At 69.8% G+C, this 13,606-nt stretch carries 14 protein-coding genes; 7 read left to right on the top strand and 7 right to left on the bottom strand.

Going from position 1 to position 13,606, the window contains the following annotated elements:
• Positions 1–32: 32 nt before the first annotated feature.
• The gene (kynU, locus tag NL115_RS09845) at positions 33–1,331 is read right to left on the bottom strand and encodes a kynureninase (RefSeq protein WP_254833008.1); all 1,299 of its coding nucleotides are present in this window, start codon (positions 1,329–1,331) and stop codon (positions 33–35) included.
• A 100-nt stretch (positions 1,332–1,431) separates the two neighbouring features.
• Between kynU and NL115_RS09840 the strand changes: the two genes are divergently transcribed.
• Together NL115_RS09840 and NL115_RS09835 are read left to right on the top strand one after the other, a co-directional pair.
• Entirely contained in the window at positions 1,432–2,331 is a 900-nt protein-coding gene (locus NL115_RS09840; protein WP_254833007.1) for an SDR family NAD(P)-dependent oxidoreductase, read from the top strand.
• Positions 2,332–2,946: 615 nt separating this feature from the next.
• On the top strand, positions 2,947–3,927 hold the full coding sequence (locus NL115_RS09835) for an alpha/beta hydrolase (RefSeq protein WP_254833006.1): 981 nt from the start codon (positions 2,947–2,949) through the stop codon (positions 3,925–3,927).
• A 7-nt stretch (positions 3,928–3,934) separates the two neighbouring features.
• On the opposite strand, the gene NL115_RS09830 is transcribed toward NL115_RS09835, so the two are convergent.
• Positions 3,935–4,501 (bottom strand): DUF7344 domain-containing protein, encoded by a 567-nt coding sequence (locus NL115_RS09830; RefSeq protein WP_254833005.1) that lies wholly within the window; start codon positions 4,499–4,501, stop codon positions 3,935–3,937.
• A 136-nt stretch (positions 4,502–4,637) separates the two neighbouring features.
• Here NL115_RS09830 and NL115_RS09825 point away from each other — a divergent pair, with 136 nt between their 5' ends.
• Positions 4,638–5,225, top strand: a complete 588-nt coding sequence (locus NL115_RS09825) for a hypothetical protein (RefSeq protein WP_254833004.1) — start codon at positions 4,638–4,640, stop codon at positions 5,223–5,225.
• Here NL115_RS09825 and NL115_RS09820 read toward each other — a convergent pair.
• The 3 genes from NL115_RS09820 to NL115_RS09810 form a co-directional block, all read right to left on the bottom strand.
• Positions 5,199–6,566, bottom strand: coding sequence for a signal peptidase I (locus NL115_RS09820; RefSeq protein WP_254833003.1), 1,368 nt, complete (start codon positions 6,564–6,566; stop codon positions 5,199–5,201). The genes NL115_RS09825 and NL115_RS09820 overlap by 27 nt on opposite strands.
• A 64-nt stretch (positions 6,567–6,630) precedes the next feature.
• On the bottom strand, positions 6,631–7,758 hold the full coding sequence (locus NL115_RS09815; protein ID WP_254833002.1) for a hypothetical protein: 1,128 nt from the start codon (positions 7,756–7,758) through the stop codon (positions 6,631–6,633).
• A 187-nt stretch (positions 7,759–7,945) separates the two neighbouring features.
• The gene (locus tag NL115_RS09810) at positions 7,946–8,956 is read right to left on the bottom strand and encodes a SipW-dependent-type signal peptide-containing protein (protein WP_254833001.1); all 1,011 of its coding nucleotides are present in this window, start codon (positions 8,954–8,956) and stop codon (positions 7,946–7,948) included.
• A gap of 386 nt (positions 8,957–9,342) precedes the next feature.
• On the opposite strand from NL115_RS09810, the gene NL115_RS09805 reads away from it, so the two are divergent.
• The 4 genes from NL115_RS09805 (at position 9,343) to NL115_RS09790 (ending at position 12,161) form a co-directional block, all read left to right on the top strand.
• Positions 9,343–9,912, top strand: coding sequence for a DUF7344 domain-containing protein (locus tag NL115_RS09805; RefSeq protein WP_254833000.1), 570 nt, complete (start codon positions 9,343–9,345; stop codon positions 9,910–9,912).
• Positions 9,913–10,044: 132 nt separating this feature from the next.
• Positions 10,045–10,950: a serine/threonine-protein kinase RIO2 gene (locus NL115_RS09800; protein WP_254832999.1), complete on the top strand. Its 906-nt coding sequence runs from the start codon at positions 10,045–10,047 to the stop codon at positions 10,948–10,950.
• Positions 10,951–11,054: 104 nt separating this feature from the next.
• Positions 11,055–11,237 (top strand): hypothetical protein, encoded by a 183-nt coding sequence (locus NL115_RS09795; RefSeq protein WP_254824473.1) that lies wholly within the window; start codon positions 11,055–11,057, stop codon positions 11,235–11,237.
• Between the two features lie 204 nt (positions 11,238–11,441).
• Positions 11,442–12,161, top strand: a complete 720-nt coding sequence (locus tag NL115_RS09790) for a profilin-fold protein (protein WP_254832998.1) — start codon at positions 11,442–11,444, stop codon at positions 12,159–12,161.
• Between the two features lie 19 nt (positions 12,162–12,180).
• On the opposite strand, the gene NL115_RS09785 is transcribed toward NL115_RS09790, so the two are convergent.
• Both NL115_RS09785 and NL115_RS09780 read right to left on the bottom strand, forming a co-directional pair.
• Positions 12,181–12,324, bottom strand: a complete 144-nt coding sequence (locus NL115_RS09785; protein ID WP_254832997.1) for a hypothetical protein — start codon at positions 12,322–12,324, stop codon at positions 12,181–12,183.
• A gap of 39 nt (positions 12,325–12,363) precedes the next feature.
• The gene (locus tag NL115_RS09780; RefSeq protein ID WP_254832996.1) at positions 12,364–13,596 is read right to left on the bottom strand and encodes an MFS transporter; all 1,233 of its coding nucleotides are present in this window, start codon (positions 13,594–13,596) and stop codon (positions 12,364–12,366) included.
• Positions 13,597–13,606: the final 10 nt, after the last annotated feature.

Here is a 13,606-nt window from a genome sequence, read left to right as displayed (position 1 = left end):
GCAGTCCACGGATGACCGCGCGAGCGCGTGACTCAGGTGACGCCGCCGTCGGGCGCGTCGAACTGTTCGTACTCCTCGCCGTCGAGCACCGCCCGGAGTGCCGCGACAGCGTCGAACACGTCCGCGAAGCCGACGTGGGTGGGGGCGGGACAGAGCCGCACCACGTCCGGCGGCCGGACGTCGACCACCACGTCACGGGCCTGCAGCGCCTCGCCGATGCGGTAGGCCTCCGGGTGTTCGAGGGCGACGTGCCCGCCGCGCTCGTCGGGCGCCCGCGGCGCCGCCACGTCGCACTCGGGCAGGCGCTCGTCGGCGAGGTCGATGCAGTAATCGGTCAGCGCGAGCGAGCGCTCGCGCAGGGCCGCGACCGTCACGTCGTGCTCGTCGAACAGGTCCAGCACGCCCCGGAGCGGCGCCATCGCCAGGAGCGGCGGCGTCCCGATCTGCCACGCCCCGGCCGAGTCAGCGGGCGTGAACCGCTCGTTCATCTCGAACTGCGTCTCCTTGTCGTGACCCCACCAGCCCGTGAGCGACGGCGTCGTCCCGTGATGCCGGCGGTTGACGTACAGGCCCGCCACGGCGCCGGGACCGCCGTTGAGGTACTTGTAGCCACACCAGACCGCGAAGTCGACGCCGACGTCGGCGAACTCGTGGGGGACGACACCGACCGAATGTGCGCAGTCGAAGCCCACGAGCGCGTCGTGTGCGTGCGCGGCCTCCGTGATAGCCGGGATGTCGAGCAGCTGGCCCGAACGATACAGCACGGAGGGCATCACGACGACGCCCACCTCGGGATTGGCCTCGAGCGCGGCCTCGACGTCCGCGGCCCGGATGGTGCGGCCGTCGCGCGACGCGACCTGCACGAGGCCGTCATCAGGGTCGAGCCCGCGCTCGCGCAGCTGGGCGCGGACGGCGTAGTGGTCGCTCGGGAAGTCCAGCTCGTTGACCAGGACTTCCGCGCCGTCCGATTCGCGGAGGAAGGTCCCGACGAGCGTGTGGAGGTTGACCGTCGTGCTGTTGGCGCAGACGACCTCGTCGTCGCGGGCGCCGACCATCGGCGCGATTCGCGTGCCGAGGCGTTCGCCCCACTCGAACCAGTCCGAGTCGCTCCACCCCTCGACCGCGAGGTCGCGCCACTCCGCCAGCAGGTCGCCGACGGCGGCCTCGGCGTGGTCGGAGATAGGCCCCAGCGAGTTCCCCTCCAGGTACGTCCCCGGCGCGTCGAAGGCGTTGGCGAGGCTCCAGGCGTCGGCGTCCCGTCGTTCGGCCCACTCACGGGTCAGCCGGTCGGCGTCGATGTCGGGCCCGTCCTCGCCCGGCGTCTCGGTCATTGCTTCGGTGTACGGCGCGGGCGATATGCCTCTTGTGCGTCGGCGGCGACCCGTCGTGCGAAACTGCGGATACAAGTACCCACCCACCGACCCCCCGCCAATGCTCGAGGACACGGTGCAGATCGTCTGCGGCGCGGGCGGTGGACTGGGCGAGGAGACCGCGGTCGCGATGGCCGAGCACGGCGCGACGGTCGTCGTCAACGACCTCGGCGTCGACGTGGACGGCGAGGGGAGCGACGCCGAACCCGCTCAGGAGACCGTGGAGCGCATCGAGGACGCTGGTGGCGAGGCGATGGCCCACTTCGGCGACGTGACCGACCTGGAATACACCGAACAGCTCGTCGCGGACACCGTCGAGGAGTACGGCGCCGTCCACGGCGTCATCAACTACGCCGGCATCCTCCGGGACTCGATGGTGTTCAACATGGACGAGGACGAGTGGGACGCCGTCATCGATGTCCACCTGAAGGGCCACTTCTCGGTGGTTCGCGCGGTTTCGAGCCACTGGCGCGAGCGCTACAAGGCCGAAGGTGGCTTCGACCGCCAGCGCTCGCTCACCTGCGTCTCCAGTGGCGTCGCAGCTGGGAACCCGGGGCAGGCGAACTACTCCGCGGCGAAAGCCGGCATCCTGGGTCTGATGCGAACGTCGGCCCGCGAACTCTACCAGTACGACGTCCGCGTGAACGCGCTGTGGCCGACCGCCCTGACCCGGATGACCGAGGACCTGCCCGCGATGGCCGGTGCCGACGAGGAGTCGATGGGGCCACAGCTGGTGCCGGCCGCGCCGGTCTTCCTCGCCAGCGATGGCGCCGAGGACGTCAACGGCGTCACGCTGGCCATCGCCGGTGGGAACCTGGCGGTCGTCTCGGACCCCGACCGCGAGCAGAGCCTCTCGAAGAACGTCGGCGAGGCGGGCGGCTGGACCGCCGCCGAGATCGACGAACGCTGGGACGAACTCACCGACGGCATCTCGACGATGCGGATGTCGCCGGGCTACTGACGCCCGCCCTGTTCTCGCTGGCCGATTCGCCACCGAGTCGGGAGCCACGGCGCCGAGACACGCGACCGTGGGACGCCAGCCGCGATTCGATATCGTGATATCTGGTTTACTGGATGAGGGACCAGGGACGAGCGATGGAGTCGAGAAAGCAGCTACAGATTCAGTTCGTCGATAGTCCGCTAAAAGCACCAAATGCAGAGTGAATTAGCCAGAAAATACGAATTTTATAGACATACCCGGTGCAGAATATACGCGGAAGAGGCGTCCGGCGAGCCCGGGGGAGGTCGGCGTGCCGAACGGTCCGGAGGAGCGTGACCGGCTGTCGGCGGACGGCCCGTTCCGACGAGCGCGGCCGCCGGGCCATCGCCGCGCTGTTCGTCGGGCGCCGGGTTCTGGCTACCCTCCCGGCAGAACGCGCGGCGTGCTGACCGTGGGCCGCCGTCGGCGAGCCCTCGTTCTGGGAGCGGCCGACACGGGGATGCCCCGGCGGGTTCCTCGCACTCGCTCGCGAGCGGATGCTACACTTGCGGGGGGCACGCTGACCGGGAGACACCGATGCCGACCGACACTGGGCTCATCCCAGCACGTTTGGCCGCTGCCCGCGCAGGGCGTCCCATGGCCGACGACCTCGACGGACTGGACCCCGACTGCGCACGCGTCGTGCGCGAGTTCCAGACACAGGGCCTCCCGGAGTGGCACACCCTGTCGGTACCGAGCGCCCGCCGGCTCGAGGACGACCTGTTCTCGGCGGGCGACGGCCCCGAGATGGCCGCAGTCCGGGATTTCGCCATCGATGGACCTGCTGGCGACGAACTCCCGCTCAGAGCGTATCGTCCGGAAGGGCCACCACCGGGTGACGATGAATCGGATACCACGATACCGAATCGCCCGACCGTGGTCTTCAGCCACGGTGGCGGCTGGACGCTCGGAACGCTCGACTCCGCCGACGACATCTGCCGGGAGCTGGCCGCCCGGACCGGTGCGCTGGTTATCTCGGTCGACTATCGGCTCGCCCCGGAGCACCCGTTCCCGGCGGCGCTCGACGACGCCTACCGCGCGACCGAGTGGGTAGCCGCGAACGCCGACACGCTGGGCGGGGGCGGACCGCTCGCGGTCGCCGGCACGTCCGCGGGCGCCGGGCTCGCGGCCGCGGTGGCGCTGCGTGCGGCCGTCGAGGGAGGCCCCGATGTCGCGGTGCAGGCGCTGTGCTACCCGATGCTCGACCGGGACGACTCACCCGCGTCGTACACGGAGCACGGCGACGGACCGCTCCTGACCGCCGCCGACATCGCGTGGTTCTGGGAGCAGTACCTCCGCTCGCCGGTCGACGCACACAACCCGTTCGCGGCGCCGTTACGGGCGGACGACAGCCTGCTCGCCGGGGCGCCGCCCGCCGTGGTCGCGACCGCCGGGGTGGACCCACTCCGCGACGAGGGGCGGGACTACGCGGACCGGCTGGAAGGCGCGGCCGTGCCGGTCGAACGCGTCCACGAGCCCGACCTCTCCCACGGGTTCTGCTCGCTGACGGGCGACGTGCCGGCTGCCGACCGGGCGATGGACGACCTCTGTGGCGCGCTGGCCGCCCGGCTGGAGTGAGTGACCCCTACTCGCTCACGGTCTCGGTGGCGGCCAGCACGAAGCCGACCGAGACGCCCGCGGCGACACCGAACGAGAGCGCGGTGAGCAGTGCGCCCTCCAGTCCGGCCACGGAGTACCGGCCGAGCAGGACCCCGGACACGGCGACCCCGAGCAGCACCCAGACAAGTAACCCGTAGGGGATCGCATCGTCGCCGTCCGTCCCCTCCCGGTCGAGCTCCAGATACGGCCGGAGCTGCTCGGCCCGGTCGGTGAGCCTGACGTGCTTGCGCGAGGCATCGTACTCGACGACGCCCATCTCGTCGAGCTTCGGGAGATGTGTCTGGAGGAGCGCGGTGTAGACGGTCTTTCGCTCGTCGTACGACAGTTCCTCGACCGTCGTCTCGTTCTCCCACGCCGCGATGACCCGCGACAGCTCCGTGACCGACATCGACTCCTGTCGCGAGAGATACTGGATGAGGAACCGACGGCGGCAGTTGCTCAGCGTGAAGTAGATGTCGCCGGTCGACAGTGGTTCGTCCTCGCTACGCTCCTCCTCTGATACCCCGCCGTTGCTGGCTGTAGAGACACTCATGCGTTCCCCCCTGGCGTGCCCCCCAGCACGCACTGAATACTGGGTCAGTGATTTCCCGATTGTGAGCATGGGACAAAGAAGATGGCCCCGAAACCACACGGCCCATTTTGTGGCCCCACCGGTCACCGCCGATCACGTGGGCGTCGTGGACTCGGACCCGGAGGTATCCGTCGCGGTCTCCTCGGGCGGCGGCGATGTCGACGTATCGGTGGGCTCGGCAGTCGCGGTCGGTTCCGGAGTCGGTTCTGCGGTCGGTTCCGGAGTGGCCGTCGGCGCCGCTGTCGACGTCGCAGTGGACTCAGCAGTCGGCGACGGCGTCGGTGTATCGGTAGCCGTCGGTGTCGGTGTCGATGTGTCGGTGGATGTGGCGGTCGACGTTCCGGTAGCCGCCGGCGTCGTCGCCGTATCGTTGGCGGCCGTCGGTGTCGCGGTCGAGCGCGGTTCCGGAGTGACGGGCGTGGACGACGTGTTATCCGTTGGCGTCGGGACGGGCGTCGTCGTATCGGCGCTCTGCAGCGACGGTCCCCCGGTCTCAGATGTCGAAAGGGGATCCGAGACGGAGACCGAGACGGACACGCCGGCCTCCTCGACGTCGTGGAACACCCCGACCGTCGGCTGGGGAACGCCGGCACCCGACAGCACGACGACGGCGAGCCCGAGCGTGACGCCGAGCCGCACCCCTCGACGGAGAGACATCTCAGCTCTCACCCCCGTCGTCGGATGACCGCAGCCCGAGACCACGGAGGACGGCACGGACCGCGGCGACCTCCACGTAGCCGACCGCGTACAGGAATCGGACGACCGGCCGGACCACGACCGACTCGGTGAGCGTATCGAGGGCGCCCCGGCTGTCGTCGTCGGTCGCCGACTCATCCGCGCCGTCGCCTGACTCCGCCGTGTCGGTCGGCCCCGCCGCATCCTCGGTCGAGCCGTCCGACGGGCCCAGGTCCGGCGGGTCCGCATCCGCCGGGTCCGAATCCGACGAGTCCGGGTCCGGCGCCGCCTCGTGAGACTGCTTCAGGTGGCCGTTCCCCTCGCGAGCGGTGGGTTCGATCGAGGCGAGGAGCGACACCGGGAGCACTCTGACCCCGAGCGCGTCGCCAGGTGCCTCGAACCCGTAGCCGCCGTCGCTGCCGGAGGGGGTCACCTCACGGGTGGGTGGCGGCGTCGCCACAGCGGGACCGCCGGAGCCCGTCTCGGTCACCGCAGCATAGCGCATCGCGGCCAGGTAGACCGCTGTCCCGAAGGCGCCGACCGCGACCGCGATGGACCACGGCGTCGGCCGGCGGATCGCCACGAAACTGCTGTAGCCGGTGAGCACGAGGAGGACGACCAGCGAGAGCCGGATGTCAGTCGGGGACAGCGTGTAGGCCGCCTCGTCGTCACCGGCAGCTCCGGACGAGGCGCCCGGTGACGGCTCCGGCGCGCTGCCGGCGTCACCACTGTCGCTATCGTCGTCCTCCCAGAACACCGCCCACACCTCGGTCGCGAGGAGGAGGCCGAACGGGGCGGCGACGAGCACGAAGAACCCGGTCGAGGTGCTCGCGAACGAGACGACGTAGCCGATGTACGGCAGCACCAGCGTCACCTCCCCGACGAGTTCGGTCTCGACGACCGGCTCGGAGTCGGGAGCCTCGTTGGCGTCACCCTTGGTGGTGAAGCGGACCACTCCGTCCTCCTCGGTCTTCGCGACGACGCGGTGGGTGGTTGGCGGGGGCTGGCCGTCCGGCACGAACGTGATGACATCGCCGGTCTCGATATCCGCGGGCGTGGCCCGCTCTACGAGCACCACGTCGCCGGTCCCGATGGCCGGCTCCATACTGCCGCTCCGGACGATGTAGCTCTCATCCGCGCCGACCAGCGAGGGGGCGGCGTAGACGGCAAAGGGGACGACCACCGCCACGAGTGCCACCACGAGCAGGACGTCGAACAGCCGCCGGAGCGGGAGCGACCCGCGGTCGGACGGCCACGGCCTCGCATCGGTCGCCTCGTCGTCGGTCGCCTCGTCGTCGGTCGCGTCGCTGCTCCCACTCCTCGCCGCGTCGGTGTCGGACCGGTCGCTCATGGGTCGTGCCCCGCGGCCGGTCGTGTGTGCGTTCGCTCCGGCGTCGGCCGTACGTGTGGTCGTGTCATTGGTACTGGTCGAACTGGTCGTCGTCTATCTTGACACCCGTCTCGCCTTCGGGACAGGGCGCCGACTCCTCTGAATCGGCCAGCGAGTCCCCCTTCCCGACCCGGACCGTCCCACTGCGTGCCCCGTCCGGGTAGTGGAACACCTCCATCCCGCGGTCCGGATTCGCCTTGACCCCGCCCGGGCCGACCCCGCTCTTGAGGACCACGTGCTCGACATCGGTCTCGGTTGCCCACGTCAGCGCCGGCGTTCCGCCCTCGTGGCTGACATCGAGCGACAGGACATCGTCCTCGCTCAGGGTCCCCGCAGAGTTGCAGAACGCGACGAAGCTGATACCGCTGGCGGGCTCCGGGGTCGGTGTCGGGTCGGGCGCCGGCTCCGGCGGCTCCAGCGTCGCACAGGGTCCCGTCTCGCCGTCGTTGTGCCGGGCCTGGACCGCGTGGAACCGGAGGTTGAGCCCCAGGTCGACGGCGCCCAGCTCCAGCGGCAGGTCGCCAGTTACCGAGAGGCTCAGGCAGAGACAGGGGTTCGAGCCGGGCGCGTCCGGCTGGAACGGCGCCTGGGAGCCCGGCGCCGGGGCCGGCCGGGCGTTCCCGTCGAGGGGGAACCCGCCCGCGTACTGGCCGAGGAACTCGCAGAGCGAGCCGGTCGGTATCGTCTCCGGCTCCGAGGCGTCCACGTCGCAGTACGCCAGCGACAGGTCCAGCGCCTCGGCTAGCTCGCCCAGCGTCCCGTCGACCGTCTCGCCGACCTCGTCGAGGGGTCCGTCCCCGTCGGCGTCGGCATCCGAACACAGGTCGAGGTCGATACCGGGACAGAGCCAGATGTACGCCGGGTTCCCCTGCAGTTCGAAGCAGAACTTCGCCTCCGTCGGCGTCGACTCCGTCGGGTCCGGGAGCGTGAACTCGGGGCCGTCGCCGACCCCGCCGCTGTCGACGGTCACCGTCTCGTCGTTCCCCTTGTAGTGGACCACGAGGTCGACACCCCCCGCCTGGAACGACGCGGCCGTCCCCTCGCGGTCCGCGAAGGCGGCGAGACTCCCCACGCCGGCGCCGGCGGTGGCCGCGCCGGTTGCGCTGAGCGCGAGCAGTACGTCACGTCGAAGGGGTGCGTCGTCGTCGGTCATATGGTAGTTACGGAGGCGTTCGTGGCGTCACCGCGCATTTGTGTCGATGGGGGGCGGTAGGAGACCGCCTGGCCGCCAACGGCGGATCGATCGAGGTCAGGACGTGCCCGGACGGTCCCGCGAGTGTCGACGGGGGATGGCCGGCAGTCGGCGCAGCTCGCCCGGTGAGCACGGTTCTGCGAGCGAATCAGCTCGAATCGTCGTTCGGCGTGTAGTTCCCCGGATCGTAGCTGTTCTGGAACTGCGGCGCGTCGGAGTGGCGGACCTGGCTGAACGTGAACCCGAGCTTCATCGTCACGCTGTCGCCCTGCAGGGCGTTCCCCGCCGTGTAGGGGAGGTGCCAGTCGTAGCCGAAGTTGAGCGTGTCGTCGGGCTCCAGCGGCGACGCCTCGCGCTCGTCGTCGTAGGTGTTGGAGTCGTCCTCGGCGTCCCCGTCCAGTACCACACAACCGCTCTCCACCGAGGCGTCCTCCGGGCCAGGGATGACAACGAGACCGTCGTCCTCGTTCCAGAGGATCGTGTTCTTCGAACTCGCACCCGTTGCCACGTCGTGGAGCGTCCGTGGCTGGAGGTCACCGAAGTCGTTCGTTCCCTCGCGACTGTTCCAGAACGCCGCGGTGGTCCCGTTGCCGTAGACGCCCATATCGCCGGGCGTCCAGTCGCCGTCCGGCTCGCCAGGCGTGCCGTTGTCGTCGAAGAACGTGTTCGGTCCGTCCGAGTAGAACGGGATGATGAGCAGGTTGTCGGCCAGTTCGCCGTGGGGATGGTTCTGGACCGGGTCAGTCTCCGAGCCGTCGAGGTCGTCGTCGGCCTCGACCTCCGGCTCGAACGTCCGGCCGTCGATGTCGTTCGCGTAGCCGACACACGAGGACACCCACGCCGGATTGTTCGTGACCTCCAGCTCGAACGTGATGGAACCGTAATCGCCGGGCTTGACGTCCGTCAGGTTGAATGCGACGCCCGCGGCGGTGTCGGTGACCTCGACGTTGGTCAGCTCGTCTGCCACCTGATTCTTGTTGTAGCTGGCGCCCCAGCTGAGCTTGCCGTCGACGCCACCTGCGGTGAAGGTGACCGACTGCTCCTCCTGGTCTGTGAACTGTGCATACGTGCCGAGACCGGCGCCCGCGGACGCGAGGCCGATCGAACCGAGCCCGACGAGTGCTTTGCGCCGGGAGATGCGGATTCGTTCGTTGGACATGGTTTCTCCCCCGGTCCGGCCCGTGCGGGGACCCCGACCGGGTGAGAACCCCTTGCAGAGGGGGATGGTTACCTATGAGTCGCTTTGACACCCCCTATCGCGAGCCTATCGGGGTTCTAGCCCCGGATTAGACGCTATCGCGAGGATTTTAACCACGGACTGAACAGGGAGGACCCTACGGTTAAGTGACAGTTATCCGAGACAATCGGGACGTATTCCCCAGCCGGTGATGCGGCGGCCAGGTTCAGACGAGCGGTACCTCGGCGCCGGGGTATCCGGCTCATACATACCACCCCTGCACCGCACGGCTCCAACGCGCCCTCGGTGGGCTCCGGCCGGTCCCCCCACGGTCGTGGCCCACCCGGCGCGCTCCCGTGTGAAACACCATGTCCACCAACACCGAATCCAGGCTCTCGCTTCGCGGTCGGCCGACGCTGAGCGACGACGATCTCCACCACATCCTCCGCAATCCTCGGCGACGAGCGACACTCCATCACCTCGGAACGTCGTGGGGGCCGACCACCGTCCGGGCCCTCTCGGAGGTGGTCGCGGCACGGGAGACCGGCGAGACACCGCCACCCCGTGACGTCCGGGAGGCGGTGTACATCTCGCTCCATCAGACCCACCTGCCCACGCTGGCCGAGCACGACGTCGTGGAGTACGACCGCGACCGCAAGGAGGTGGTCCCGTGCAGCGGTGCGCCTCACGTCGGCCGCCATCTCGCGGCGATCTCCGGGACCGGAATCACCTGGGAGGAGTACTACCGCCTTCTCGGGACCCTCGCCCTGGTGCTCGTCACCCTGTCGGCCGGCGGGTTCCCGGTCGTTTCGGCCGTTCCGGCACTCGCCTGGGCCAACGGGTTCCTCGTCCTGTTCGCGCTCTCGACGATCTACCAGCTGTTGCACTATCGGGGGCTGCTGCTCCGCCCGTTGCTCGGGAACTCGGCCGACTCGTGAGGGGCGCGGCTCCGACCTGACATGCGACGAGCGACCGGCGCCCGGTTTCGTATCGCCGAATCCGGTTTATCGGCGACCCGAACCGCTGTTCCGAGAGGAGTTGCTTTTGCCCGTCGGCGCGCTACGGCCGCTATGGTCCGGAACGTGGCCGGCGAGATGGCCGAACTCGAGCCGGAGGACTTCCACCTGCTGTCCGGCCTGGAGCACGGGATGCGGTTCTCGCGCTGGGTCGCCGAGGGGAAGCTCCCGGAGTTCTCGGGACTCGATTCGGAGAACGTCGACTACCGGCTGGACCGCTGTGAGCGCCGCGGCCTCGTCGAGCGCAAGACCATCCAGTACACCGGCTACCGGCTCACGTTCGAGGGGTACGACGCGCTGGCGCTGCACACCTTCGCCGAACGCGACACCATCGACGGCGTTGGTGGGCCGCTCGGCGTGGGCAAGGAGTCCGACGTCTACGAGGTCCGGAGCTTCCAGCCGCTCGCGCTGAAGTACCACCGCGAGGGGTACACCAACTTCCGCGAAGTGGACAAGGAGCGCGACTACACCAGCGACAAGCAGCACATCTCCTGGTTCTACACCGCACGGAAGGCCGCCGAGCGCGAGTACGAGGCCCTGGAGACGCTGTATCCCGACGTGCGCGTGCCCCGGCCGGTCGACCAGAACCGCCACGCCATCGTGATGGCGAAGATGGACGGCGTCGAGTTGTCGCGCGCGGGCCTCGAGGACGAGCAGGTCGTGCCCGTCCTCGACCTCGTGCTCGACGAGATGGCCGGCGCGTACCGCGAGGGGTTCGTCCACGCCGACATGTCCGAGTACAACGTCTTCGTCGGGTCGGAGGGCGTCACCGTCTTCGACTGGCCGCAGGCGGTCCCGACCGACCACGCGAACGCCGAGGAACTGCTCGCGCGCGACGTGACCAACATCGTCGGCTACTTCGCTCGGAAGTACCCTCAGCGGATGCCCGACGTGGACGAGGCCGCGCTCGCGGACGCGCTCCGGGCGGACGACTTCGAGACGGTCCGCGAGTTCGCGTGACAGGAGCGTATCCCGTGGGGTTCGTGGTGAGACCCAGCCGCCGGAGCGGGCCGGACGCTCCCGGCCCAGAGATTAACCGTGTAGAACCATTACACTCTCTCGCCATGTGCCACGGGTACACACCGCGTGACTGGTCCAGCGAGGTCGCCGAGGAGTTCGAGGAGGAACTGGAGGAAGAGACGGACGACCCCTCGTTCGTCGAGGAGGAACCCGCCGAAGACGTGGAGCTGCTCACGGACGGCGGGGACGGCACCCCGCAGTCGGCGGACGCCGACGAGGACGAGTGACGGCGACCCCATAACCCAGTTCTTCCGCACCCATTCGACGAGCCGTAGCCATCCCCACCCTTTTCTTCTACACTCCCCAGTATATCTCAAAAAGTCGAGTATTTTTCCCCATAATTCCCGTCGTACTGACGAAATCTGGCAGATTATGTGGCGCCCCGAGACAGCGACCGGAACCCTAAGGCCGCCGCCGCGCCACCATCGTCCGTGACCGACCTGCCGGAGCTGGAGACGGACCCCGAGGCGGTGGCCGACCGACGCGACGAGGTGGCCGGCGCCATCCGCGACCACGCGAGCGGGCTGGCGCGGGCGCTCGCTCGGGTGCAGGGTGGCGACTACGGCCGCCGCGCGTTCACCACCGACGCCGGGGAGTGGACCCTGAAGTACGAGGCCGGCGACGTGGAGTTCCTCCTGTTCGAGCCGCGCTCGGGGGAACCGGTGTACGTTGTCTCGACCAAGCAGCCGCCCGAGCCGGACGCGCTGGCGCTGGCCGCACGCGACTACGCCGCCTTCGTCCGCGCGTTCGACGCCTGGGTCGACTCCCTGGCGGGCGCGCTCGACGACGCCCCGACCGAGTTCCCGGAGCCGACCGACACGAGCGACATCGTCGCCGAGCGCGAACGCGTCCTCGCGCGCATCCGCGAGGTCTGTACGACGATGGTCGGCGAACTCGACCGCTACGAGGGCGACCAGTACGGTACGTTCACCGCGCGCGTCAACGGCTCGCGCTGGGAGCTCAAGCGCGACGGCGCGCAGGTGTCGTACCTGCGGGTGGGCGGCAACGACGGCATCTACCTCCTCTCGCAGTACGGCCCGCCGAGCGTCCCCGACCTGAAGGAGCTCGCACCGGACGTGGCCGAGTTCGTCGACGCGTACAACGAGCACGTGACCGAGTTGACCGCTGCCGCCGAGGAACTGGAGGTGTGAGCCGCTCTACGGGCCCCAGTCACACCGCCGCATCCGTCAACGGCACGTAGCCGCCGCAGTCGACACACTGGCCGACTGTCGAACCTCCACTCATCGCGTCGACGTAGTCGTCCGTTACCGGAACCGCAATGTCACCGCCACAGTCGCCACAGACGAGTCCCATACCGGCGGCGTTCGAGGCAAGCACAGAAATGTTTCGTCCTCACGCCGTCCGCCGCACGCCCGCCAGCAGTACGACCGCCGCGAGCATGCACGCCGTCGGGAGCAGCCACGCCGTCCCGTAGCCCGCCGTGTCCGCGAGGAAGCCGAAGGCGGGCGGTGCGACCATCCCGCCGGCGTTGATGCTGGTCTGTCCGGCGGCCGTCGCCGCGCCGATGTCCTCGTCGTCGACGAGGCCGGCGAGGCAGGAGTAGAACACGCCCGTCGAGCCCAGCACCGAGATACCGATGCCGAGCAGGACGGCCCCGGCGACGAGCACCGACTCGACCCCGGCGGCGAGGACGCCGAACAGCACGAACGCGGCGGCGGCCTGCCCGAGCGTGACGGTCGCCGCACCGTAGGCGCCGCCCAGGCGGTCCGCGAGGTCGCCGGCCAGCACCCGACCGACGCTGCCGGTCACCTGCGTCGCACCGAGCACGAGCCCACCGAGCGCGACCGTCGCGCCGACACCCTCGTCGACGTAGAGGATGACGTAGCCCAGCGCGGCGAAGATGGCCGCACCGAGGAAGAAGCCCGCAGCCACGAGCAGGACGTACGAGCGGTTGTCACCGAGCCCACGGAGGTCCGGCGTCGCGAGCCGCCCGCTGCCCGGGCGACCGTCGTACACGAGCGCGAAGCCGGCGGCCGCGAGGACCCCGAGCGCGGCGACCGCACGGAAGCCCGCGACCCAGGTGACGAGGGTCGTCGCCGCGACCGCGGCGAAGACGCCCGATGCCAGCCCGCTCCCGGCGGTGACGCCGACCTGCTTGAGCCCCATCGCGAGGTTCGCGCGGCCGGGCGGCGCGCTCGCCCCGATGGCGCGGTTCGTCGCGGGCATCGCCGTCGAGTACGCCGCCCCGAGCAGCGCGGCCGCCGCCAGCAACGCACCGTAGGTCGGCGCGAGGCTCACGCCGACGGCGGCGACCGCCAGGCCGGCGAGCCCCGCGAGCATGACGCGGCGCTCACCGAAGCCGTCGACGAGCGCGCCGGTCGGGAACAGCGCCAGCGTGTAGCCCAGCAGTCCGACCGTCAGGAAGAGCCCGACGGTCGCCCCGGACAGGTCGAACGCCGGCTTCAGCAGGCCGGTCGCGGCGAAGAGGCTGTAGTAGCAGGCGCTCGCAGCGGTCTGCCAGCCGGCGATGGCCGCAACCGGACCCCAGCCGCGAGCAGTATCGTGGGCGCCCCCGGTCGGCTCGGTGGCGGGAGCGTCCGTCCCGTCGGCGGTGTCCGTCGACACACAGGAACTC

The organism is Haloglomus salinum, assembly GCF_024298825.1.
Taxonomy (GTDB): domain Archaea; phylum Halobacteriota; class Halobacteria; order Halobacteriales; family Haloarculaceae; genus Haloglomus; species Haloglomus salinum.
This window is presented reverse-complemented; position numbering and strand designations above follow the sequence as displayed.

What these genes read in the sequence shown, in the direction of transcription:
- kynU (WP_254833008.1), bottom strand. Translation starts at nt 1,331, where the DNA reads ATGACCGAGACGCCGGGCGAGGACGGGCCCGACATCGACGCCGACCGG.
- NL115_RS09840 (WP_254833007.1), top strand. Translation starts at nt 1,432, where the DNA reads ATGCTCGAGGACACGGTGCAGATCGTCTGCGGCGCGGGCGGTGGACTG.
- NL115_RS09835 (WP_254833006.1), top strand. Translation starts at nt 2,947, where the DNA reads ATGGCCGACGACCTCGACGGACTGGACCCCGACTGCGCACGCGTCGTG.
- NL115_RS09830 (WP_254833005.1), bottom strand. Translation starts at nt 4,501, where the DNA reads ATGAGTGTCTCTACAGCCAGCAACGGCGGGGTATCAGAGGAGGAGCGT.
- NL115_RS09820 (WP_254833003.1), bottom strand. Translation starts at nt 6,566, where the DNA reads ATGAGCGACCGGTCCGACACCGACGCGGCGAGGAGTGGGAGCAGCGAC.
- NL115_RS09815 (WP_254833002.1), bottom strand. Translation starts at nt 7,758, where the DNA reads ATGACCGACGACGACGCACCCCTTCGACGTGACGTACTGCTCGCGCTC.
- NL115_RS09810 (WP_254833001.1), bottom strand. Translation starts at nt 8,956, where the DNA reads ATGTCCAACGAACGAATCCGCATCTCCCGGCGCAAAGCACTCGTCGGG.
- NL115_RS09805 (WP_254833000.1), top strand. Translation starts at nt 9,343, where the DNA reads ATGTCCACCAACACCGAATCCAGGCTCTCGCTTCGCGGTCGGCCGACG.
- NL115_RS09800 (WP_254832999.1), top strand. Translation starts at nt 10,045, where the DNA reads ATGGTCCGGAACGTGGCCGGCGAGATGGCCGAACTCGAGCCGGAGGAC.
- NL115_RS09795 (WP_254824473.1), top strand. Translation starts at nt 11,055, where the DNA reads ATGTGCCACGGGTACACACCGCGTGACTGGTCCAGCGAGGTCGCCGAG.
- NL115_RS09785 (WP_254832997.1), bottom strand. Translation starts at nt 12,324, where the DNA reads ATGGGACTCGTCTGTGGCGACTGTGGCGGTGACATTGCGGTTCCGGTA.